We start from the raw sequence: 19,853 nt of genomic DNA, 5'->3' as shown, positions 1-19,853 counted from the left end.
ACCAGCAGGGTCGGACGAGCTGGCAAAAGGGACCGAGTGAAGCATCCTGGTTGTCACAGGCGAGGCATCCGACTTGTCACACAGGCTCGATCAGCAGCCCTCCTGTGACCAGAAGCAAAGATCGAGAACCTGCCGTTCTCTGCCCGGATTTTCTCCCCTGCGCGTCCCTGCGGCCCGCACGACGCTAGCGTCAAGTCCATGATCGTATGGCTCAACGGCACCCACGGCGCAGGCAAGACGACGACCAGCGCACTTGTACAGCAGCTCATCCCGGACTCACGGGTGTTCGACGCCGAGAAAGTCGGCGAGACGCTCATGGACATCAGGCCAGGACTGCCCGACACGGACAACTTCCAGCACTGGCCGCCATGGCGGCCGCTCGTGGTCGAGACCGGCCGACGCGTCCTCGACTACACCGGCGGCACTCTGGTGATGCCCATGACCGTCCTGGTCGAGCGGTACTGGCGCGAGATCAGCTCGGGCTTTGCCCAGCACGCCATTCCGGTCCGGCACTTCGTCCTCCATGCCGACCAGGACACCCTCCGCGCGCGCATTGCGGGCGATACCGTTCTCGGCCCCAACTCCCCGTTCCGTCTCCAATACCTTGAGCCCTACGCCGAGGCGGCCCGAACGTGGCTGCACGCCGAGGCCGAGGTCGTCGACACCACGTACCTCACCCCCGCCCAAGCCGCTCAGCAGATCGCAGAGGCCGTCAAGAGTTGAGAGAAGGGCCTTCCCGCGCCGCACCTCGCAGGTGACAACCAACCTGCCTGTGTGTCAACTACCGTGCTTCGGCTCACGGATTGTTTTATAGCAGGCCCTGAATTCGGCCGTGTCAGAACTGAAAATCTATGGACTGGACGTGCGTGAAATCCGCGCGCAGGCCATCGGCCCGGGTGCCCCATTCCGTGAAATACGACTCGGTGATGGCCTCCGCGACGATCGGATGCAGGTCTTCCTCCGTCGCTCCGGCTTCCTGGAGCTCCAGGATCTGCTTCACGTAGGTGGGCGAGATCGGGGTGGTGATGGTGCGGATGCGGCCGTCGTCCGAGCTGCCCGAGCACGTGAATCCGAAGTACGCCGTCACCTCCACCATCATCCCGCTGAAGGTGGAAGCCTGCTCCCGAGCCTGCGCCCTGACCTGCGGTTGCCACTCGGATTCGGTCTCCTCCACCAGGGCGGCCTGGAGGCGCTTCTGCGGGGTCGTCAGCTTCCCGGCGCGGTAGCGCTCCACCGTCCGGCGCGAGACGCCCAGGCGCTCCGCCAGGGCCTTGGTCGACCCCTTCGCCCGTGTGAGGAGGAATTTCACCTGAGCCTTTGCGGATTTCGGCGCGGGCCGGGTGAAGACCTTCCGCTCCGCCCGCGTGAGGGCCTCCAGGACCTTGCCGCGGGTCGGGGCCGACTGCTGCTGCTCGTGGTCGCTCATACCTCCTAGGGATCACGGATCGCCTGTGGATAGATTCCGGGCGCGGCGGCCCCAAGTCGTCTGCTGACGAGGGGTGTTAGGTGGGGCTCCGGTCGGGGGAGGGTTCCGGTGACAAGGGGAGGAACGCCGTGGGGAAGCGAACAGGGGTGCGCAAGGGTGCCCGCCGGTCGGGGAATCCAGCGCGCCGCGAGGCGGAGCGTCTGTTCTCGGGGAACGTGCTGGGTGAGCGCATGTACGCGGCCCCCAGCGCGGCCGACCGGTCAGGGGTGCAGCCGGGAGAGGTCATCCCGGTGAGCGTTTCGGAGCTGCCGGACGGCCTCGTGATCCGGGACGCGGCCCGCGCCGACACGGCCCCGCTGGAGCCGGTGATCCGGCTGGCCGACCCGGACAACCCCGTTGGGTCATGGCGGGGGCTGCCCAACGTGATCGAGCAGAGCCTCGATCCGGAGAAGCCCACGTACGCGCGGGTGGTGGAGGAGACGTCGTCCGGCGCGCTGGTCGGCGGCATGCTCACGCTGCCGGCGACGTGGGCCCTCACCCACCCCATGCTCATCGGATCGCCCAACGTGCACATCATCGCCGGTCTGGTCGCCTGCCTGGACTCCCTCGCGGTGGTCGAGCAGTGGCGCGGCCAGGGCGTCGCGCGCGCCCTGGTGGCCGAGGCGGAGAAGGCGGCCGGCTCGCATCAGGCCGGGAAGCTGGGCGCGGCCGTCCTGTACGCCACGCACGAGCCGGAGCTGACGGACTTCTATGCCGGGCTGGGCTTCGCCCTCTCCCCCGACGGCATCGGCATCCCTACCCCGACCGGGCTGATCTGCCACGGCCCGACCGAGGGCTTTCGCTTCTCGGTGAAGCCACTGCGCACCGGCATCCAGATGGAGCCCATGGCCACCCCGTACGGACGGCAGCTGGTCGTCCGTGGCGTCCTGCCCGTCCCTGCGCGCTGACGTCAGCGGCGGGTGACGGCGTAGCCCGCGTCGTTGACGGCGCGGGTCCACACGTCGCGGTCGAACCACTTGGTGATGTTCGGCTGCATCTCGGTGATCGTGCGCATTCGGGCTTCCCAGTCGTGTCCGGCCGGGCCGCGGCTGCCGTCGCAGCCGGTGCAGCCGTCCTCGCCGTGGATGTGGCCGGCCATCCAGGCGTTGACGGCGACGTTGATGATGACCGCGTACAGGTCGCCGCCGGTCTGCGCCAGGGAGTCCGGCACCCCGGCGAGGACCAGGGCGAGCTCCGGGTTGTCGATCGGCGGCATCGCCTGCCCGACGCCCCTCTCGCTGCTGCTCTCTTCGTACGACGACAGGCTCTGCGCGAGCCGGTCGGCTGTGACAGAGGAGTCGAAGTACCGCCAGGCGGAGCGCACCTGGATCCCGAGCCGCTCGGAGACGGCGGTGATCTGCTTCTCGATCGTGTCCTCCACCGTCGCCGGCGCGAGGGTCACTCCCCGGCGGGCCAGCTCCGCGAGCGTCTGGGCCACTGCTTCCTTGAACGCCTTGGTGTTCCGCACGAGCGCATCGTAGGCGCGTCTGCGCAGCCGCCGAACGGCTTCACCAGCATTGACCGGTAAGGAGGGGAAGTTCGCGCGGCGTTGTCGGTGGCGGCTGCCACCATCCGGCCATGCCCACCATCAGCCGGGAGTACGCACGCTTCCTCTTCGCGGACCTGACGCAGAACGTTTCTGTGCCGCTGGATCCTGACGAGCTCCTCCACATGCCTCACGTGCGCGAGCACGGCCACGTCTTCTTCGGCGACGTAGCGGTGCGCTGCTACAAGCACAAGCGCTGGACGTACGACGAACGTGACATCCGCGCCGCCGGCCGTGTGTTCGCGGACATGGAGGTGCGCCTGGACGACGTCGTCGACGTCCAGCTGCCCGTCTATCGCGACGTTTCGGAGCGTGACACGGAGGAATGGCACCGGCCCAACTGGCGCCGCCGCCTGGTCTCGTGGATGTTCGACCAGGCCCGCAACCAGCTCCTTGAGCAGGGGCGGCACTACGACGACTGGGGCTCCTGGCGGGCCATCGGCGCGAACGGGCTGCCCGGTGACTTGACGTGGGAGAAGTTCGTCGCGTCCAGCAGCAGCCACCGGCACACGCAGAACATCGCCGGCACCCGACCCCTTCAGCTCCTGACGTGGTCCGGGGAGAACTGGCTCCTGCCACGGGCCTAGGCCGACCTCCTGGACCGTTGGGAGCTGCGGGAGGATGAACTGGTGACGCGGGCGCGTCTGTGCTCCTCCTGCGGCGAGCAGGGCCCGTACTGGGGCGGCTGGCGCACTCCAACGACTTCCGGATACATCACCCGGTGCCCGCCGTGCTCCGGCGCGGCCTTCCAGCCCTACACCGGTCATCTGCGCGGTGTGCAGTACGAGACGCTCCGCCGGCGCGGCACGCGGGCCGACGCCTACCTGTGCCGGTTGTGCAACGAGCCACCGCCGGAGACTGGGCCGCCTACGCCGCTGAGGTCAGCCGCCGCACTTCACCACAGCCTCCCATCCACGAACCAGGAGCACCGACATGAGATTCGACGATCACCGCGTGGTCATCACTGCTGCCGGACGCGATTTCGGACGCACTTTGGCCATCCGTCTCGCGGAGCTCGGAGCCGAGGTCTTTCTCTCCGCGCGCACTCTCGCCGCTGCTGAACGTGTTCGCGACGAGATTCGCGGACGGGGACACCAGCAGGTCCATGCCTTCGCCTGCGACCTGACGGATCCGGCCTCGATCGGCGACTTCGCTGCTGGCGTCGCCCGGCACACCGACCGCGTTGACGTGCTGATCAACAACGGCTCCCGCTACCTCGAGGGACCGGACCTCCAATCCGCCTCCGACGGCGACGTCGTCGACACCATCGCATCCGGCGCCACCGGCACCGTCCTGACCGTGAGGAACTTCCTCCCTCTCCTGCTCAACTCGGATAAGCCGGACGTGGTGACCATGATCTCCGCCTGTGGAACGGCCGGTCATCACCGCTCGGAGGCGCACGACGCCTTCTACGCGGCCAAAAGCGCCCAGGCAGGGTTCGCCGAGATCCTCTCCAAGCGCCTGCGGCCCCAAGGAGTCCGGGTGATTTCCCTCTACCCGCCCGACTTTGACAACCCTGACCCGCTCTCCGAGCAGTGGGAGAACACACCCCGCGAGGCCAAGGACGCCCTCACCGCGCAGTCACTCGTGGAGTGCATCCTCTTTGCCGTCACCCAGCCCCGCGACTGCTTCATCAAGGCGTTCCACTTCGAGCAGGTCTGACCGATTCCCGGTACGTCCACGCACGGCACTCACACCGCGGTCCGGGCGGCACATGGGCCCCGGACCGGGGCATTCAGGCAGTTCCAATACCCGATTCCACCATTAGCGATCTACCCAGCAGACGCCATCGAGGCTCAACGCGCGTTCATCGCCCGTCGTCGGTCACTCCGCCCCAGCGAGGAATACCGGACCCCGACGAACGAGGAATGGGACGCCTTCCTCGCCCACTTCGAGAAGCGCAAGCTCTCCCTGGGGACCTGCGCAAGGGCGGTTCGGGACCTCGTGCATCCACGAGCACGTCTGCGTCCGATGCTCGCTCCTGCGCCCCGATCCGCCCCAACGAGACCGGCTGATCGAGATTCGCGACAACCTGATCGATCGGATCTCCGAAGCACAGTGCGAGGGCAGGCTCGGCGAGGTCGAAGGCCTTGAAATCAGCCTGACCGGCGCCGAGGACAAGTTGGCCCAACTCGATGCCGCTCTCAAACCCACAGTCACCCACCTGGGCTTGCCGACCTTCGGCCAGATCGCCGGACGCTCTGGCAGCCCTGGCCTCTTGTCATGAACCGGTTTCAGGAGCCGCGTCATGAGCCGCATCCCTGTCGCGGAGGGCCATCTCGTGGGCTTCAGGATGGGCGGTTGTCGACGGCGCGTCGTGCGAGACCGGAAGCTCCCGGCCCAGGCGTGCGAGCGGGGACAAAGCCATCACCACAGGGGACAGCATCATGCCTGCGGCCGTCACCAGGAGGCTGGCGCGCAGCCCCCATTCCTCCGCGAGAAATCCGCCGACCAGAGAACCGAGCGGGGTCAGCCCCATGCCGACAAACGTGATCGTCGCGGCCGCGCGGCCCTGCAACCCGTCCGGAGTGACGGCCTGCCGGACGGCCATGACCGTGACATTCACCAACTGGCCGCCGGTCCCGAACACGAAGCCGATCGCAAGAAGCGCGGCAACCGTCACCGGAGAAGAGCCGTGCAGCGCGGGCACACACAGGAACACGCCGTCTCCGAGTGCCGCCGCACACACGAGCACCGCGCCATGACCGAACCGGTTCGGCAGGCGGGCGGCCAGCAGCGAGCCAAGGAGCGCGCCCGGTCCCGCCGCGGCGAGTGCCAGCCCGACGACGGTGCCTGACAGGTGCAGTTCCCGCGGCAGGAAGAGCAGGTAGACGGTCATCACGGCCGCGAAGGAGAACTGGAAGGCGGCCGAGGCCAGGCACACGGTCCGCAGTGCGGTATCACCGGCGACGAAACGCAGGCCCTCATGAATACGTTGCCAGACCCGAGCTGGGTGTTCCGGGCGCTCCGGAATCGGTTCGGCTCGGCGGATCCGCCGGATCGATAGGAACGACAGCGCGAAAAACAGCGCGCTCGAGGCAGCAGCGATCGGCGCCGACAGCAGGGACACCAACGCACCGCCGAGAGCGGGACCGCCGATCTGCGCCGCGGATCGGCTGCCCTCGAGCGCGCTGTTGCCTCGCACCAGTTGGTCGCGTTCCACCAGTCGTACGAGAGACGCCTGGTATGCCACGTCGAAGAACACGGACAGGGCCCCGACGGCGAAGGCGAGCGCAAGCAGGCCGGGCAGGCCGAGCCAGCCGAAGAGGCCGGCCACGGCGGCAGCGCCGAGGCCCAGGGCCCGACAGACGTCCGTGAGAACCATCGTGGTGCGGGTCCGCCACATGTCCACCCACGCGCCGACGAAGAGCGAGAGCAACAGGATCGGCGCCTGCCCCACCGCGCGGAGGACGCCCAGCTGGCCGGCACTGGCGTGGAGCGTCAGGACGGCGAAGAGCGGCAGAACCACCAGACTTGTGTGTTCACCGAGTTGGGAGGCTGTCTGACCCATCCAGAGTCTGCGGAAGTCGACGTCCCGCCACAGGCGTGATGGAACAGGTCGACCGGAATCGGATACAGCGGAAGAAACGGACGGCACGGGAATCCCTTGTGTTGCCGACAACGAGGCCCGCCATCGAGCACATGAAGGTGCACCGACGGTTCAGGCAGGGAAAGGCTCGCTATGCCGCAACATCAAGGGCAGCACGCGATGACAGGCCGGTCACGGCCAACAACGTCAACGCGCGCTCGGAAGACCGACCATGTCTCAGCTCCTCGTGGGTGACTCCCTGCGCCCAAACCCTAGCCGTCGGCGGCCCGACGTGAAAGGCGGTCTCGTTCGCCAGACAAGCAGCTGAACCTGTAGTTCGGGGAAGGACCGCTCTGCGGCAGCTGCAACACGCGTGAAGGCAAGGCCGCGCCGTACTCCTTCCTCCAGCTCGAGGGCGGCGCACTGCACCTCCTGGAGTGCCGCGGCTGCCTCGAGCAGCGGACTCTGCCGCGCCGCTTCCATACGGATTCGGGTGTTGGTGTCCAGGGGTCAGCCAGCAGTCCGCGCCGCAACGAGTCGGTTGGTGAGCTCCACCGTTCCGAGGTACCACCAGAAGATCCAGTCCAGGAACGCTTCGTCGTAGTCCCCGCGCTGGTCTGCCTTGCGGTGGCGCAGGTCGTAGCGGTTGGCGATCTCGAACAATGCCCCCTCGTCCTTGCCGAGCTTGTCTTTGAGCAGGGCCCGGCGTTCCTCGAGGATGCCCGCGAGGGTGACGATCGCCGAACGCTTGCTCTCCACCGTGGTGTCCCGGCCGCGGAACAGCGCGACCGCGTGACGGACCCGGGTCGTGATGTCCGGGGCGCTGTCGGTGAGCGCCTGGTGCACCAGCGCGCTGCGGGCGTCGTCGGTGACGGCGACTAGGCGCCCGAGGTCCTCACCCTCGGCGGCCAGCTCGTACTCGATGCCGGCGTTACGCAGCAGCTCATTGACTTTGCCCCGGTAGAGGATGCGGGCGGGTCCGGTGTGGAACTCCGAGTGGTGCCACCCGCAGTTGTCCCAAGGGTGGAAACGGCGCGTGCGGGGACGGCTCACCAGGTCGTGGAAGACCTCGATCAGACCGAAGAAGGTGTCCTCGTCCCACGTCGCCGGGGTAAGAGGCCACAGGTCGGGGATGCCAAGGCGTCGCTCGATCACCCGCGAGGCGTCCGGCAGCTCGGTAGCATCATCAACGCATTCCTCGCCGAAGACCTCCACCAAGTAGCCGTTGTCGTGGAAGTCGCTGATGATCCGTTCGAAGTCACGTCGGGTGTCGCGAGGGGTACTGCCGTCGTGCGAAAGGGTCAGGCCTTGCCGCTGCGGCCAGTACGGTCGCGGGTCGACTGCACGGCGCAGCTCGGAGGCGCGGCCGACCAGCTCCGTCAGCCAGCCACGCTTATCTATTCCGTCCCGCTTCCCCCGGCCGGGGGTCGTGCTGGCCCAAGGGTCATCTGAGGGTACGGGGCGGTCGGGCAGGTCCTCGAAGTCGGCTACCGCAGTGGTGCCGGCCAACGCCTCCGTCAGCAGCCAGACTGCCTGCTCCTTCCAGGACCTGCTCGAGGACCGCAGGACACGCTCGCCTTCGGACACGAACAGCGGCGTAGGCCAGCGGAGCTCGTAGCCGCTCAGATCCAGATTCACCTTGCCACCCAAGTCGGTGATCAGCCCCTCGTCGACGTGCGGGACTGGCGTGGGCTGCCGCCCCGGGGCGGATCGGGGAACAGCGGGCGTCGGGAGGGACTCCCCCGCCAGTTCGGTCATGAGTCGCGCCGTGGTACCTACGTACTCCATCAGCGTTGTGGCCTCCCTGTACTGGCGAATCTCCCGGCGCAGCTCACGCCACCAGGTGCCTTCCGACGGTGTGCCCCCGCTGGATCCGCCCCATGTGGCTGGCTCAAGCGCGAAAATGCCGGGAAGCCTGGCAGCGAAGCCCATGGGCAGGTCTGGGAGTTCCCGCTCGATGTCCGCGATGGTAAAACGCGGCCTGGCAGCTTCCTGGGTGGAAACCGGCGCGCTGCGCTGCACGACAACCAGAGTCTGGAGAACCCGCAGAAACGGATCGCTGACGTACGGCCGGAGCTCGGGCACGTGTAGGGCCGCCGCGACGGTGAGAGCAGGACGGTCGTCGTCGGCGATATGGGGACCGCCGTGCGAGGTGAGTCCGTAGGACAGGCCGACGTTACCGGTGGAGCCGACGCGTGGCAGGGAGCGGATCAGCTCTTCGGCATCGAGGTCCTGCCGGTCCAAGGTGGCGACCGTGAAATGCCACACCGGCCACGTTCCCTCCAAGAGGTACTGATGCGCCATGGTCGTCAAAAGCGTCGTCTGTTCCCGGGACAGCTCCGCCGCCAGATTGTTCAAGGCATCCGTCTTTCCATCAGGGTGCGACCCGCACCGCTCAGGAACCAAGGCAACACGGACCGGATGTCCTGCACAACGCGTTTGGCCTCAGTACATGGATGTGACTGAGTGCCTGTTTTTGATCCACCGATTTGAGTAGCTTTGGGGCCCTAGGCTGGCGTGGTGTCCGAGGACGCCGGGCAGGCCCGGGAGCGGGTGTGCGAAGTCTGTGGTGAACGGCTGAGGCCGGAAGCACGGCCGGATGCCATGTACTGCTCTGCGGCCTGTCGTTCCAGGCAGTGGCGCCGGGACCGCCGGTTGCGTAAGCGGGTGGCCGCTGAGTTGAGCGGGGTTGGCCGAGCCGAGTGCCCCGAGTGCGACCCGCCGTCGACGCCTGTCAGTCTCGCGGCGGCCAGGTCACGCTGGATCGCTTCGGTTGGGGCACAGGGTATTCCGCCCCGATTCGGCCGCTACACGCGGTCGGGGCCACCTCGGTGAGCAGTCCACCAGTCCATGAGGACCTGGGCCTTGTCGTCGAAGCGGCGGTCCAGAAAGGACATGGGCGCGCGCAGCGGTATCCGACGTCCATCCGACACGTGCACGACCACCGTCCGGACCCCAGCGGTCTTCCGGACCTCCAGGCCGATGATGTCCCGCCACGCGATATCGCGGCGCTTGCCCCCGCGGAGGACAAGGAAGTCGTCGCTGAGCTCGACACGGTACTGAGGAACCAGGGCTGGAACGACCACGCTCGCGAGCATGGCTGCCGAGACCCACGTCCACAGCTCCCCCGCCGTCACGCGCCCACCAGTGGCCGCCTCGAGCACGTACGCCGGCACGGTGCCCACCAGACTGCCGCCCAGCACGGGCGCGGCGATCTGCACCACCCCCAGCCGGAAGGCCGGCGCGGCGCCACCGGCGCTACTTGGGGCAAGGGGGCGGGCAGGGCTGTTCATCTGGATTACCTTTCACAGAAGTGGTTCGACGCGGTCAACACGCGCCGAAGGTGAAACGTACAGCCGCGCGGACGAGCCGTGCCGGTCGTATCCGACTAGACCCGTTCAAAATCCAGTAAGCGGGTTGAGAAACAGGCACTGAGAGGTCGTTTTCACCTGTACTGTCCGCTTATCCAGCGATTCTCAGGCGGCCGGGTTGTGATGCTCGTGCTGCTGGAGATGTGGATTGATTCTTGCTGGTCAGGCGGGGTGGCAGGTGAGGTGAGAAGTGGCTTGTGTCTGTCTCATCCCAGGATGCCCAGCGTTCGCGGCCGCGTGCTTCCGTTGTCGTCGCTGTGCGCCTGGGCGCACTCGGTCTGCGGCGGTACGCCGGAAGCATGCCGACGCGACGTCCGTATCCGAGTGATCTGTCCGATGCCCGCTGGGAGTTGATCGAGCCGGTGCTGGCGGCCTGGCGCTTCGAGCGCCGTGGCAGGGCCCTGGACTTCGGCCGGCCGCCCGAGCACGACTTGCGCGACATCATGGACGCGATCTTGTACGTGGACCGCACCGGCGTCCAGTGGCGCTACCTCCCGCACGATTTTCCACACTGGAACACGGTCTACGGCTACTTCGCCAAGTGGGCGGACGAGGGCGTGTTCGCGCAGCTCAACGGCTTGCTCCGGCAGCTCCTCCGGGAGAAGGAGGGGCGGGATCCCGAGCCGTCGGCCTGTGTGATTGACGCCCAGAGCGTCAAGACCTCCACCAGCGTCCCCGCCGTCGACCAGGGCATCGACGCCGGGAAGAAGATCGTGGGCAGGAAGCGGAACATCGTCACCGACACCATCGGTCTCCTGCTTGCCGTGCTGGTCACCGCGGCAAGCGTGCAGGACTCCGTCGCCGGCACCAGGCTCCTTGACCAGGTCGCTGCCGAGCACCCTGGCATCCGCAAGGTATGGGTCGACGGCGGCTACCGCCAGCACCTCGTCGAGCACGCGGCCACCCTCGGCATTGACATGGAAATCACTCAACGCAAGCCCGGGACCAGGGGATTCACCCCGATCCCAAAACGCTGGGCAGTCGAGCGGACCTACGGCTGGCTCATGCTCCACCGCCGACTGGCCCGCGACTACGAGACCCTGTCCGTCCGCTCCGAAGCCATGATCCACATCGCCATGACCGAGCTCATGGCCCGCCGCCTCACCGGCGAAGCCACCGTCTCCTGGCGCGACCCGGCACCTCAGACCAAATAGCAGATTCCGTGATAAAACACTGGGAGAAAACGACCTCTCAGCTTGTTCTTTATCTACGGGCGTCACGCAGAGCCACCAGAGTGCCGGATTTCCTGCCCTGTGTGCCAGCCGTGGCGCGGTAGCTGCAATCCAGCCAGCTCGATGGCGACAGCCCTCAGGCCGAGCCGAGGGAGGTCGATGACTTCCTGGTCGAGTGGGGAGCGATACGCCCGCACTTGGATCACCTTGGTGAGGTCAGCGGCTACGACACGGAGGTACGTCACCGAATGCTTCAAGAGCCGTCCCGCTTCGCCATCCCGATGTGCTGGCCGCCCAGCGTCGCGAGCGCGCCCGCATCCGCAGCGGGGAGCGCATTCGCTGGGGCGGGCGCCCAGTACGAAACGACTGACCCTGCGAAAGAGCATCGCGGCAGGCACGCCGTGACGTACCGACTGACCGACGGGGCCATGACAGCGATGGACCTACGGGCTTTCGATTGCGAGCTTGCTGGCAAACGCGATCATGGCGACTCCGCCGCTCGCTTTCAGAACACGGATGCGACGGGTTTTCCCCAGAAACCAATTCCGCATGGATCCAGCGGCACAGACCCAGGTGGTTTCAATAACCGTTTGGACCACGCCTCCAGCGAATCCGAGGACCAACATCTGGAGAACGAGGTTTCCGCGCGAGTGGTCAACGAACTGGGGCAGGACGGCCATCAGCGACACGATGCTCTTCGGGTTGGCGACACCGATAAGAAGGCCCTGCCGTACCGATCGAGCCCACGACGTCCTGTCCGGGGCATCGGCTGCGGCGAAGGTCTCGTTCACCGAGCTGGACCGGGCGGCGCGCAAGGCACTAAAGCCCAGCCAGAACAGATAGCACGCACCGACCACCTTGATCGCCACGAAGAGTTCGGCCGACGCTGCGACGATTGCTCCAAGGCCGGCGAGCACGAGCGCCAGGAGCACAAGACCACCCAAAGCATTCCCCAGGACGATCCACATCGCCGACCGACGCCCCACGGTGATGGCGCGACTGGTCTCAAGCAAGACAGATGGCCCCGGGATCACCGACAGCACTGCCGACAGAGTCAGAAATCCGACGACCAGGCTCAGGTTTACGGGCACAAGGACGGACGGTAGCCGAGGGTGGATTCACCAGGAAAGGATAGTGCTCGCCAACCCGGCGGACCTTTCCAGCCACGGCACTAGCCCGTACTCACAGCAGATGCTGGACTTCTCAACAATCGTTGCCACGTCCGTACACACCACAGCCGAAGGCGGCAATGTCATCGTCTGGTGAGCTTGATCTTTACTCTCGGCGTCGCGTGGTCGGTATCTACCAGGATCTACCGGGTTTGCCGATGGCCTTGAGGGTCTCGGGGCGTTTGACGGTCTTGCCGACGTCGTAGCGGGGTGCGGGGCGGCGGTTCTTGCTTCCGGGCGGCCGTCCGGGGCCAGCGCCCCGAGGTTGGGGAACACGGGTGGGGCAGAGCAGGTGGGCTCGGATGTTCCGAAACCCCCGGCGCACCCGGGCCGGGGTGAGGCGTTCGGGCTTGGCCGGCTTTTCCCAGGGGCGGCGGAGGTCTGCGGCGAGCGGTCGGGCGAGGCGGAGCTGGGTGTGGGCGACGACCAGGAGCCAGGTCCAGCGGTCCGCCGCCTCGGCGTACGGATCTCAAAAGAACAAGCTCAGTGCGGGCGTGGGCGGCGTAGAGGGGATGTCCGCTCATGAACGGAAGACCCCGGCGCCCTCAGCCCGTGCACGAACGCCTGATGGCCTGCGACGGGCATGCCTCTGCGGCGGCGATAACGCGCGGGTCCTCGTCGGTGGACTCCCGGCCGGGGATGACCTCCCCGTAGTTGTCCACGACGGTGAACACCTCAGGCACGCGGTAAGCGCACTCTCCAGCGCCGTAGCACTTCTCACGGTTGACGGAGACAGCCACTGAGCTTGTCGTTTAACGACCGGCGTCGAACGTGGTTCGAACTTGATCAGCGTTTTCGCACTTCAGCGGACACGTAGGCGGCCTCCGTCTGATCCTGTGCTCCGTCACAGAGTGGATCAGCGCGAAGGCCGTGGTCGTGAGTTTGGTGCATCAGGGCGTCCTGCGGGATGCGTTCGCGGAGGTGTCACACTTCCGGTCGGAGCTGTACGCGTCTCTGACCGTGCGGGGCGACGCGTTGTTCGAGTTGTGCGACGCGCTGCTGTGCACGGACGGGCCGGTGCGGACGCTGGTTGATCTTGCCCTCGCGCCGGAACACGGCCGTGGGCACGGATCGCTGTACGGCGGGCTCAACCAGGGCCGGATCGATGTTGCGCGGCTGCGTCGTGCCCTGGCTGGGGTGCCATTGCCACGGGCGGCGGACGGTCGGATCGTGCTGGCGGTGGATGTCTCGCCGTGGCTGCGCCCGGACGCCAACACGTGTGCCGACCGGCCCTTTTGCCATACCTTCGGGCGGGGTGAGGGCAAGCATCAGATGGTGCCCGGCTGGCCGTACTCGGTGGTGGCCGCGCGGGAGACCGGACGCACGTCCTGGACGGCGGTGCTGGACGCGGTCCGCCTGGAGCCTGGCGCCGACGTCGCCGCGGTGACCACCGTGCAGATCCGTGAGGTCGTCGAGCGGTTGGTCGCCGCTGGCCAGTGGCGGCCGGGTGACCCGCAGGTCCTGGTCGTGCTGGACGCCGGATACGACGCCCCGCGCATCGCCCACCTGCTGGGGGACCTGCCCGTCGAGATCCTCGGCCGACTCCGCTCAGATCGTGTGATGCGGCGTCTGACACCCTCCCGTGAAGAGTTCCACCTGGCCAACCCCAAGCGCGGCCGGCTGCCCAAGCACGGCGGTGAGTTCGTCTTCGGTGACCCCGCGACCTGGGGCACCGAGCAGGCCGTGACGATCACGGACACCCGGCTCTATGGGAAGGCGACCGCGCAGGCGTGGGACCGGCTGCACCCGCGGCTGACCCGCCGGGCTGCATGGCTCGAGCACGACGGTCCGTTGCCCATCATCGAGAGCACCGTCATCCGCCTGGTCGTTCAGAAGCTGCCCAGCGGCGGGGTCAACAAGCCGGTCTGGCTGTGGTGGTCACGCACCGGCGCCACCGAAGCGGACGTCGACCGCTGCTGGCAGTCCTTCCTTCGCCGCTTCGACATCGAGCACACATTCCGCCTGTTCAGGCAGACCCTCGGCTGGACCAAGCCCCGACTCCGCAGCTCGGAAGCGGCCGACCGGTGGACCTGGCTCGTGATCGCCGCCTATGCCCAGCTCCGGCTCGCCCGACCGCTGGCCACCGACCTCCGCAGGCCCTGGGAGAAGCCGACCGAGCCGAACAGGCTGACACCCGCCCGCGTCCGCAGAGTGTTCAGGAACCTGCACGCGAAGACCGGCTCCCCGGCTGGTGCACCAAAACCATCCCGCCCCGGCCCAGGCAGGCCGCCAGGCTCGAAGAACCAGCGACCGGCCACCCGTCACGACGTCGGGCGGGTCCTCGCCACCGGCGAGGCTTTCAGCCGTCCCGCCCACCACAAAGTCGGCACCAAGCCCCGCCGCGGGGCACCTGAAGTCTCGCCCGCCTGAAACGTCAGGAAGCCGACCAGGTTGGATGGCTTCATGGTGAGACGGAAGCGGGAGAAGAAGAGGCGACCTCCCTTCGGCCTGCCGACGGGCATCGTCCTGCTCGCGACGCCGGAAGGCTGGCGCCACAGTGTCCTCACCGTGGACGGCGGGATGCACTGCGGGCGCCTCCCCGACGTTCCGGTCAACGCCGGCCCAGCCGAGGCACTGGCCGCGGCGGCGGCCATGGTGGTGGGACTCGCGCACGACTTCCACGAAGCGCGCGTCGACGTGACCTGGGATCCGCCCTGGGAACCCGGGTCCTGGACCGCCCAGGTCACCGTTGCCTCGCCCCCGCCGAACGCGGTTGGTTAAACGACAAGCTCACTGTCACCGGCTCACTGTGAGGCGAAACAGGCCGTTTCGGCGGGTGCGCTGCCCAATATGCAAGCCGCACCGGGCAATACCGCATGCCCTCCGGAAGCCGCAACTCCGTATCTGGCTGGTCCGGTCGGACGGCATACTCCGATACGGCCGACCTCACCCGGAGTCTCGACCGGCTCGCCGTCCCAGCCGAGAGTCCGGGCCGCCACCTACCTACACACCTACACACGCCCTGAGACCCCGGGGGCAAACACGGCCGGCCGACCACCCCTTCGTACAGAGAGAAGACGGGCACGCTCGGGGGTCCTTTGGCGTGCCCCGGTGTTTCATGTACGAGCTCCTTCGCGCCTCGTTGCCCGAATTCTTCGGCAGTCTCGGCGCCGCACTGGTCCTCACCGCTTCGACCTGGGGTGCCGCACGCCTTCGCGGCCGCCGCACCCGGCCGCGACCGTCCGAGACGGACGAACAGCCGTAGAGCGACTCCATGGGCTCCAGGTAGTTGATCTGACTGGAGCCCACACCCGGGTCCCGGAGGGCTTAGCGCACGTTTGACGTCGAGGCTCCTCGTCCCCCTGACCCGCAACGCCCCTGCCCGGCAAGGGACGTTCTATTGGATACCTGCACGCCCCGCCCCAAACAGCTCCTACGCTGGATCACCTGCATCACCCGACACGGAGGACACTTGATGGACATCCCAAGCCAGCCCCAGCCAATCACCGGCCCAGAGATGGTCGTGCTCGGCACCGTTGCGGGGCTCACCCTTGCAGCGTTCTCGGCCGCACTGTGGGGAAACTCTGAGCAGAGCGAGCGCGGATTCCGGCTGCTGGACTGGCTGCACAAGCGCAGCCAGACGGAACTCCCGCCTGCAGAGTCGGACCTGTAACGGTCAGCAGGCTCGCTACGCGCGGTCGGGGCCAGCCCGGCGTGCGGTCCACCAGTCCACGAGGACCTGGACCTTGTGGTCGAAGCGGCGGTCGAGAAGGGACATCGGCCGCCGTCCGGACCTCAGCGGTCCTCCGGACCTCCAGGCCGATGATGTCCCGCTACGCGATATCGCGGCGCCTGCCCCCGCGGAGGACGAGGAAGTCGTCGCTGAGCCGCGGCACGTCGCCGGCCGCGCGGCCCGGGCCGCGCGGAACGGGAAGACAAGCCGCCCGATCCCCTCGCACGCCTCCCGCACCCGCCCCTGCTCCCTCGCTCCTGTTGCTCCGGCGGGGGATGGGTGGCGTAGAGGGGATGTCAGCCCATCCGGAAACCCCCGACCACGCGACCCGACCTGCGAAAGCGACGAGCCGCGGAATCCGAGCAGCACAACCCCCAGCGCAACCCCTTGGCGCAACCCCGACCACGCGGCCGACCATGGGCCCGCTAGTGCTGTGACCACGAAGGTTCGCCGGGTTGGCGGTGGCGCATCAGCGTCGCCGTACGCACCAGTTCTACGACCAGGGCCATGGCCGGCTCCGGGCCCGTCCGCCGGAGCCGGCCCCGGTCAGTAGCCACATCTATGGCCTCGCCCGGTGACATCTGCGCAATTCAGCCAGTCGTTCGCGTGCTGCTTCACTCTTGGGTGTTGGAGGCGTCGAGTTGGAAAGAAACGGAAGCGCAGGCGGTGCAACCATGGCCAATTCTGCCGATACCTGCGTGAAAGCTGCCTCCATGTCCGTGCAGGCAAGATAGGTGAGAACACCTGGGGTGCGACCTTTGAAGCACGAGGTTTCAAGGCAGAACGAAGCCCAGATCTGACCTCTCCGTACTGCGACGCTGGTGCGCCCGTACCGGTCACCGAATTCAATCTCGATCACGAGCTCACCCTCCGCTGCGCTGGACCACCAGGTGCGCCAGTCGGGGTCGGCCCCGATTGATTCAGCTACGGCACAAGCTGCATCGAAATATGGTGCGGGGATATGACCGTCCCCGCACCATAGTGCGAGGTTGAGCCAGAGCGCGGGCAGTGCGGCTTCTACGTTGCTGATGGCCTTCGGCCGCCGCTCCTGCTGCAGTTCCTGCCCTTCCTGATCCCTCAGTCTGCGCACCCGCACAGGCTCGGTCACGACACCTCCAACGGCTGGAACGGACGGCATCGTCCATCCAACCGTTCCACCCGCCAACCCGGCGAACCTTCGCGGTCACAGCACTAGCGGCTCAAGGCTCCCGGTCCGAGCGGCCGCCGGCCGGACCGCTGTACGGGCCGGGAGCGTCGAGCTCCCGGCCCGGCTTACTGGTTCGTGGTCCGGCCGGCCCCGGTCGACGGCTCCCCGCCTACTTCGTGGTGCTGGAGATCGGGAGCGGGCTTGTCGCTCTCCGTCGTGGTGTTGGTGCCCCCTCCGAGCAACAACACCAAGGCGGTGATGACGGCGACGGCGGAGGCGATGGAGCCGACAATGTCGCCGCGGCTGGCCGGTGCGGAGGATGCGCGGGTGTGCCGGTAGACGGTGCAGCCCACCACGATGCCCACGAGCAGGATCGCGGCGCCGAGGGGATCGATGTACACGGTCACTGGGCGCCCTCGCTCCGCGAGGGCGTGGCGACGCTCTTCTTGGCGAGGGACGCCGCGGCCGGGCTGGTGGTCTGCTTCCTGGGCTTGCGCGGGCCTGGGCCCGGAACCGTTGAGCAACGCCGGCCTGCATCTTCTCGCGGTCCAACGGCTGCGCGGGCGAAAGCCCCCGGCCGGATCGTCACGGCCACGCCGGGGGCTCCTTCGCTCTGCCGATCCAGGCGTTGCCACTGATCCGGCGGCTCACCGAGACCGCCGCGCACCGGCTCACCTGAACGGCATCTCCGCACAACCGCTGCCGAGCCTCGCGCACCTGTCCGTTTGGGGCTTGATTCCTCATCCTGCTGGGGGTCGTCATGCCACGCCCCGTCTGGAGCGGCGCCATCTCGTTCGGGCTGGTCACAATCCCGATCAAGGTCCTGCCTGCAACACCACTGAACTGGCCGCGCGACTCGGTGTCTCCCTGGCGGCCGTCAGCCAGCACACGAAGGCACTGCGCGACGCGCGCCTCATCACCACCAGTCGTCGCGGTGGTTCCGTCCTGCACGTGGCAACTGCCCTCGGCCGGGAGCTGCTGGCCGGGAACCGCAGCATGGCGGTGTGCCCTTAAGCCATGGCTTAAGGGCGTAGCCGCCCGTGTCGGCAACCAGGAGCATTCAAGGCGTTCGGCGTGTCCGGGGATGCTCGGCGTCGAACTCCTGGAGGTAAGCCGCCTTCGACAAGGGGAGGACGCACCGCTCAGCCGGCCCGGGCCTGCTCCTACGTACGTGTTCCGCACCCAGAACCGACGACGCAAGGGGAATCGATTCCATGACCGTCAAAGCAGCACGCCGCACCATGTCTCCGCGTCGCTCCGCCGCCCGCACGGCGGCCGTGGCGGCCCTGTCCGCCGCCGCGCTCCTCGGCGGTGGTCTCACGGCCCAGGCCGCCGCACCCGCCCGCACGACGGGTGCGGCCTTGGAGCTCGCGCCGGCGGCCGGTGTGCTCGCCACCCGGTGCTACTACAGGGTCAACGCCAGCGGCGGTCTGCTGGTCCGCAGCGGACCCGGCACCCAGTACCGGGTCGTCGACTCCTACCCCAACGGCGCCACGATCCTCGCGTCGGCGTCCACCACCAACGGCTTCCGCAACGTGGGCACCAACCGCTGGGTCGCTGCGGCGTACACCGTCCGCATCACCAGCTATCCCTGCGAGTGACAGGGACCCGCGCCGAGGACACCGTTCCCCAGCCCTTCAACGGGCCGCCGGCCGCCGGAAAACCCTCCGGCGGCCGGCGGCCCGTCCGCTGCCTCCTACCGGCCCCCGAATTCATCACTGAACCTCTTTCATCCTGAATAGCTGCAGGTCAGTAGTGTGTGGACGGCCTGGACGATCGTGCTGATACGGCGGGTGGAGCTTCTGCCTCGCCGGAGCAGTCGCCATGACTTCACCTGGGCGAAGGCACGTTCGCCCGGAGCGCGCAGTCGAGCGTGGTCGCGGTTGAACTGCTGGTAGTGCTCGGGCTGTTCGCGGTGGTGGTAATAGGGGGTGCGGACGGTGGCGCCGGCGCCCTGGTAGGCGCGGTCGGCAAGGACGAGGATCTGCCAGGTCAGGCAGGCCTGGACAATGCCGTGAGCCCGGGCCGCGGTCAGGTCATGGGTGCGGCCGGGCGTCGCCCGGGAGAACCACAGCGGTGTGCCATCGGGACGAGCGATGACCTGCACGTTCATTCCGTGCTTGCGGTGCTTCATCGAGTAGTACGGCTCGTCCGCACGGATCCGGTCGATGGGGATCAAGGTGCCGTCAACGATGACGTGGTCGCCCTCACCGAGGCCGGTGAGCGCTTCATGGAGACTGGGCGCCCAGCCGGCCAGGACGTCCAGCGTCTCGTCGACGTACCGCCAGGCGGTGGCCTGCGATATCCCGAAACCATCCCCGAGCTGCCAGAACGTCTCGTCCTTCCGCAGATGCACCAGCGTGAGAAGCGCTTGCTTGAAGCAGCCGAGCCTGCGCCAACGTGTGTTGCGAGCCCGACGGTGTTCGTACAGCAGCCAGGAAACATGCTCGACCAGCTCATACGGGACATCAAGCCTGGCAGGATACGGAACCACAGGGCCCCTTCGGTCGCCAGCGTGTTGAGTGAGCTCACCACGCCAACGACGAGGGGCCCTGCCTCGTCACCACACCCGCTGACCAGCCCACTTCACCCTCCAGCACAGGATGAAAGAGACTCACTAAGCGTGCTGGCGAGGCAGGTGCTTCTGGTACGCCTCGCACAGTCCCGCGATCTCTGGGGGGTGAGATCACGAGACCATCTCAGAGCCGGACAACGGGGGGCGACGCGGCCGGGTTGCGCCGGACCCTGGCAGTGCTGCCGCAGCCCAGGGCGGCCGACTGG

The 19,853-nt window shown here is 67.6% G+C and carries 19 protein-coding genes and 2 pseudogenes; 10 read left to right on the top strand and 11 right to left on the bottom strand.

Features of this window, described 5'->3' with window-relative positions; translation table 11 throughout:
* Positions 1–198 precede the first annotated feature (198 nt).
* Positions 199–723, top strand: coding sequence for a P-loop nucleotide/nucleoside kinase family protein (locus ACZ5Y0_RS32995; protein WP_469132331.1), 525 nt, complete (start codon positions 199–201; stop codon positions 721–723).
* 112 nt (positions 724–835) lie between these two features.
* Here ACZ5Y0_RS32995 and tpg read toward each other — a convergent pair whose 3' ends face one another.
* Positions 836–1,426: a telomere-protecting terminal protein Tpg gene (tpg, locus tag ACZ5Y0_RS32990; RefSeq protein ID WP_469132330.1), complete on the bottom strand. Its 591-nt coding sequence runs from the start codon at positions 1,424–1,426 to the stop codon at positions 836–838.
* Positions 1,427–1,554: 128 nt separating this feature from the next.
* Between tpg and ACZ5Y0_RS32985 the strand changes: the two genes are divergently transcribed.
* On the top strand, positions 1,555–2,373 hold the full coding sequence (locus ACZ5Y0_RS32985) for a GNAT family N-acetyltransferase (RefSeq protein WP_469132329.1): 819 nt from the start codon (positions 1,555–1,557) through the stop codon (positions 2,371–2,373).
* Positions 2,374–2,375: 2 nt separating this feature from the next.
* On the opposite strand, the gene ACZ5Y0_RS32980 is transcribed toward ACZ5Y0_RS32985, so the two are convergent.
* Positions 2,376–2,933, bottom strand: coding sequence for a hypothetical protein (locus tag ACZ5Y0_RS32980; RefSeq protein WP_469132328.1), 558 nt, complete (start codon positions 2,931–2,933; stop codon positions 2,376–2,378).
* Between the two features lie 110 nt (positions 2,934–3,043).
* Between ACZ5Y0_RS32980 and ACZ5Y0_RS32975 the strand changes: the two genes are divergently transcribed.
* Together ACZ5Y0_RS32975 and ACZ5Y0_RS32970 are read left to right on the top strand one after the other, a co-directional pair.
* Positions 3,044–3,598: a hypothetical protein gene (locus tag ACZ5Y0_RS32975; RefSeq protein WP_469132327.1), complete on the top strand. Its 555-nt coding sequence runs from the start codon at positions 3,044–3,046 to the stop codon at positions 3,596–3,598.
* A gap of 346 nt (positions 3,599–3,944) precedes the next feature.
* Positions 3,945–4,673 (top strand): SDR family oxidoreductase, encoded by a 729-nt coding sequence (locus ACZ5Y0_RS32970; RefSeq protein WP_469132326.1) that lies wholly within the window; start codon positions 3,945–3,947, stop codon positions 4,671–4,673.
* Between the two features lie 559 nt (positions 4,674–5,232).
* Here ACZ5Y0_RS32970 and ACZ5Y0_RS32965 read toward each other — a convergent pair.
* The 3 genes from ACZ5Y0_RS32965 to ACZ5Y0_RS32955 all read right to left on the bottom strand — a co-directional run bounded on the left by ACZ5Y0_RS32965 (position 5,233) and on the right by ACZ5Y0_RS32955 (position 9,833).
* The gene (locus tag ACZ5Y0_RS32965) at positions 5,233–6,609 is read right to left on the bottom strand and encodes an MFS transporter (RefSeq protein WP_469132325.1); all 1,377 of its coding nucleotides are present in this window, start codon (positions 6,607–6,609) and stop codon (positions 5,233–5,235) included.
* 441 nt (positions 6,610–7,050) lie between these two features.
* Positions 7,051–8,178 (bottom strand): hypothetical protein, encoded by a 1,128-nt coding sequence (locus ACZ5Y0_RS32960; RefSeq protein ID WP_469132338.1) that lies wholly within the window; start codon positions 8,176–8,178, stop codon positions 7,051–7,053.
* Positions 8,179–9,347: 1,169 nt separating this feature from the next.
* Positions 9,348–9,833, bottom strand: a complete 486-nt coding sequence (locus tag ACZ5Y0_RS32955) for a hypothetical protein (protein WP_469132324.1) — start codon at positions 9,831–9,833, stop codon at positions 9,348–9,350.
* Positions 9,834–10,210: 377 nt separating this feature from the next.
* Between ACZ5Y0_RS32955 and ACZ5Y0_RS32950 the strand changes: the two genes are divergently transcribed.
* A complete protein-coding gene (locus ACZ5Y0_RS32950; RefSeq protein WP_469132323.1) occupies positions 10,211–11,065 on the top strand; it encodes an IS5 family transposase in 855 nt (284 codons plus the stop codon).
* Between the two features lie 461 nt (positions 11,066–11,526).
* On the opposite strand, the gene ACZ5Y0_RS32945 is transcribed toward ACZ5Y0_RS32950, so the two are convergent.
* The 3 genes and pseudogenes from ACZ5Y0_RS32945 to ACZ5Y0_RS32935 form a co-directional block, all read right to left on the bottom strand.
* Positions 11,527–12,174, bottom strand: coding sequence for a LysE family translocator (locus ACZ5Y0_RS32945; protein ID WP_469132322.1), 648 nt, complete (start codon positions 12,172–12,174; stop codon positions 11,527–11,529).
* A gap of 211 nt (positions 12,175–12,385) precedes the next feature.
* Positions 12,386–12,709: pseudogene (locus ACZ5Y0_RS32940) on the bottom strand (NF041680 family putative transposase); the annotation flags it as partial.
* An 88-nt stretch (positions 12,710–12,797) separates the two neighbouring features.
* The gene (locus ACZ5Y0_RS32935) at positions 12,798–12,992 is read right to left on the bottom strand and encodes a ferredoxin (RefSeq protein ID WP_469132321.1); all 195 of its coding nucleotides are present in this window, start codon (positions 12,990–12,992) and stop codon (positions 12,798–12,800) included.
* A 136-nt stretch (positions 12,993–13,128) separates the two neighbouring features.
* Between ACZ5Y0_RS32935 and ACZ5Y0_RS32930 the strand changes: the two genes are divergently transcribed.
* The 3 genes from ACZ5Y0_RS32930 to ACZ5Y0_RS32920 all read left to right on the top strand — a co-directional run bounded on the left by ACZ5Y0_RS32930 (position 13,129) and on the right by ACZ5Y0_RS32920 (position 15,865).
* Positions 13,129–14,622 (top strand): NF041680 family putative transposase, encoded by a 1,494-nt coding sequence (locus ACZ5Y0_RS32930; RefSeq protein ID WP_469132320.1) that lies wholly within the window; start codon positions 13,129–13,131, stop codon positions 14,620–14,622.
* Positions 14,623–14,655: 33 nt separating this feature from the next.
* The gene (locus ACZ5Y0_RS32925) at positions 14,656–14,973 is read left to right on the top strand and encodes a hypothetical protein (protein WP_469132319.1); all 318 of its coding nucleotides are present in this window, start codon (positions 14,656–14,658) and stop codon (positions 14,971–14,973) included.
* A 694-nt stretch (positions 14,974–15,667) separates the two neighbouring features.
* A complete protein-coding gene (locus ACZ5Y0_RS32920; protein ID WP_469132318.1) occupies positions 15,668–15,865 on the top strand; it encodes a hypothetical protein in 198 nt (65 codons plus the stop codon).
* 619 nt (positions 15,866–16,484) lie between these two features.
* Here ACZ5Y0_RS32920 and ACZ5Y0_RS32915 read toward each other — a convergent pair.
* The gene (locus ACZ5Y0_RS32915) at positions 16,485–17,033 is read right to left on the bottom strand and encodes a hypothetical protein (RefSeq protein WP_469132317.1); all 549 of its coding nucleotides are present in this window, start codon (positions 17,031–17,033) and stop codon (positions 16,485–16,487) included.
* Positions 17,034–17,197: 164 nt separating this feature from the next.
* Positions 17,198–17,479 (bottom strand): hypothetical protein, encoded by a 282-nt coding sequence (locus ACZ5Y0_RS32910; RefSeq protein WP_469132316.1) that lies wholly within the window; start codon positions 17,477–17,479, stop codon positions 17,198–17,200.
* Between the two features lie 436 nt (positions 17,480–17,915).
* On the opposite strand from ACZ5Y0_RS32910, the gene ACZ5Y0_RS32905 reads away from it, so the two are divergent.
* Positions 17,916–18,086: a hypothetical protein gene (locus tag ACZ5Y0_RS32905; protein WP_469132337.1), complete on the top strand. Its 171-nt coding sequence runs from the start codon at positions 17,916–17,918 to the stop codon at positions 18,084–18,086.
* A gap of 200 nt (positions 18,087–18,286) precedes the next feature.
* Positions 18,287–18,673: an SH3 domain-containing protein gene (locus ACZ5Y0_RS32900; RefSeq protein WP_469132315.1), complete on the top strand. Its 387-nt coding sequence runs from the start codon at positions 18,287–18,289 to the stop codon at positions 18,671–18,673.
* A 128-nt stretch (positions 18,674–18,801) separates the two neighbouring features.
* Here the strand turns inward: ACZ5Y0_RS32900 and ACZ5Y0_RS32895 are convergent.
* Positions 18,802–19,607: pseudogene (locus ACZ5Y0_RS32895) on the bottom strand (IS5 family transposase).
* Between the last annotated feature and the right edge of the window lie 246 nt (positions 19,608–19,853).

The organism is Streptomyces sp. NPDC033216, from assembly GCF_055577115.1.
Note: the sequence above shows the minus strand (reverse complement) of the source record. Positions and strands in the feature narration are given on the sequence as shown.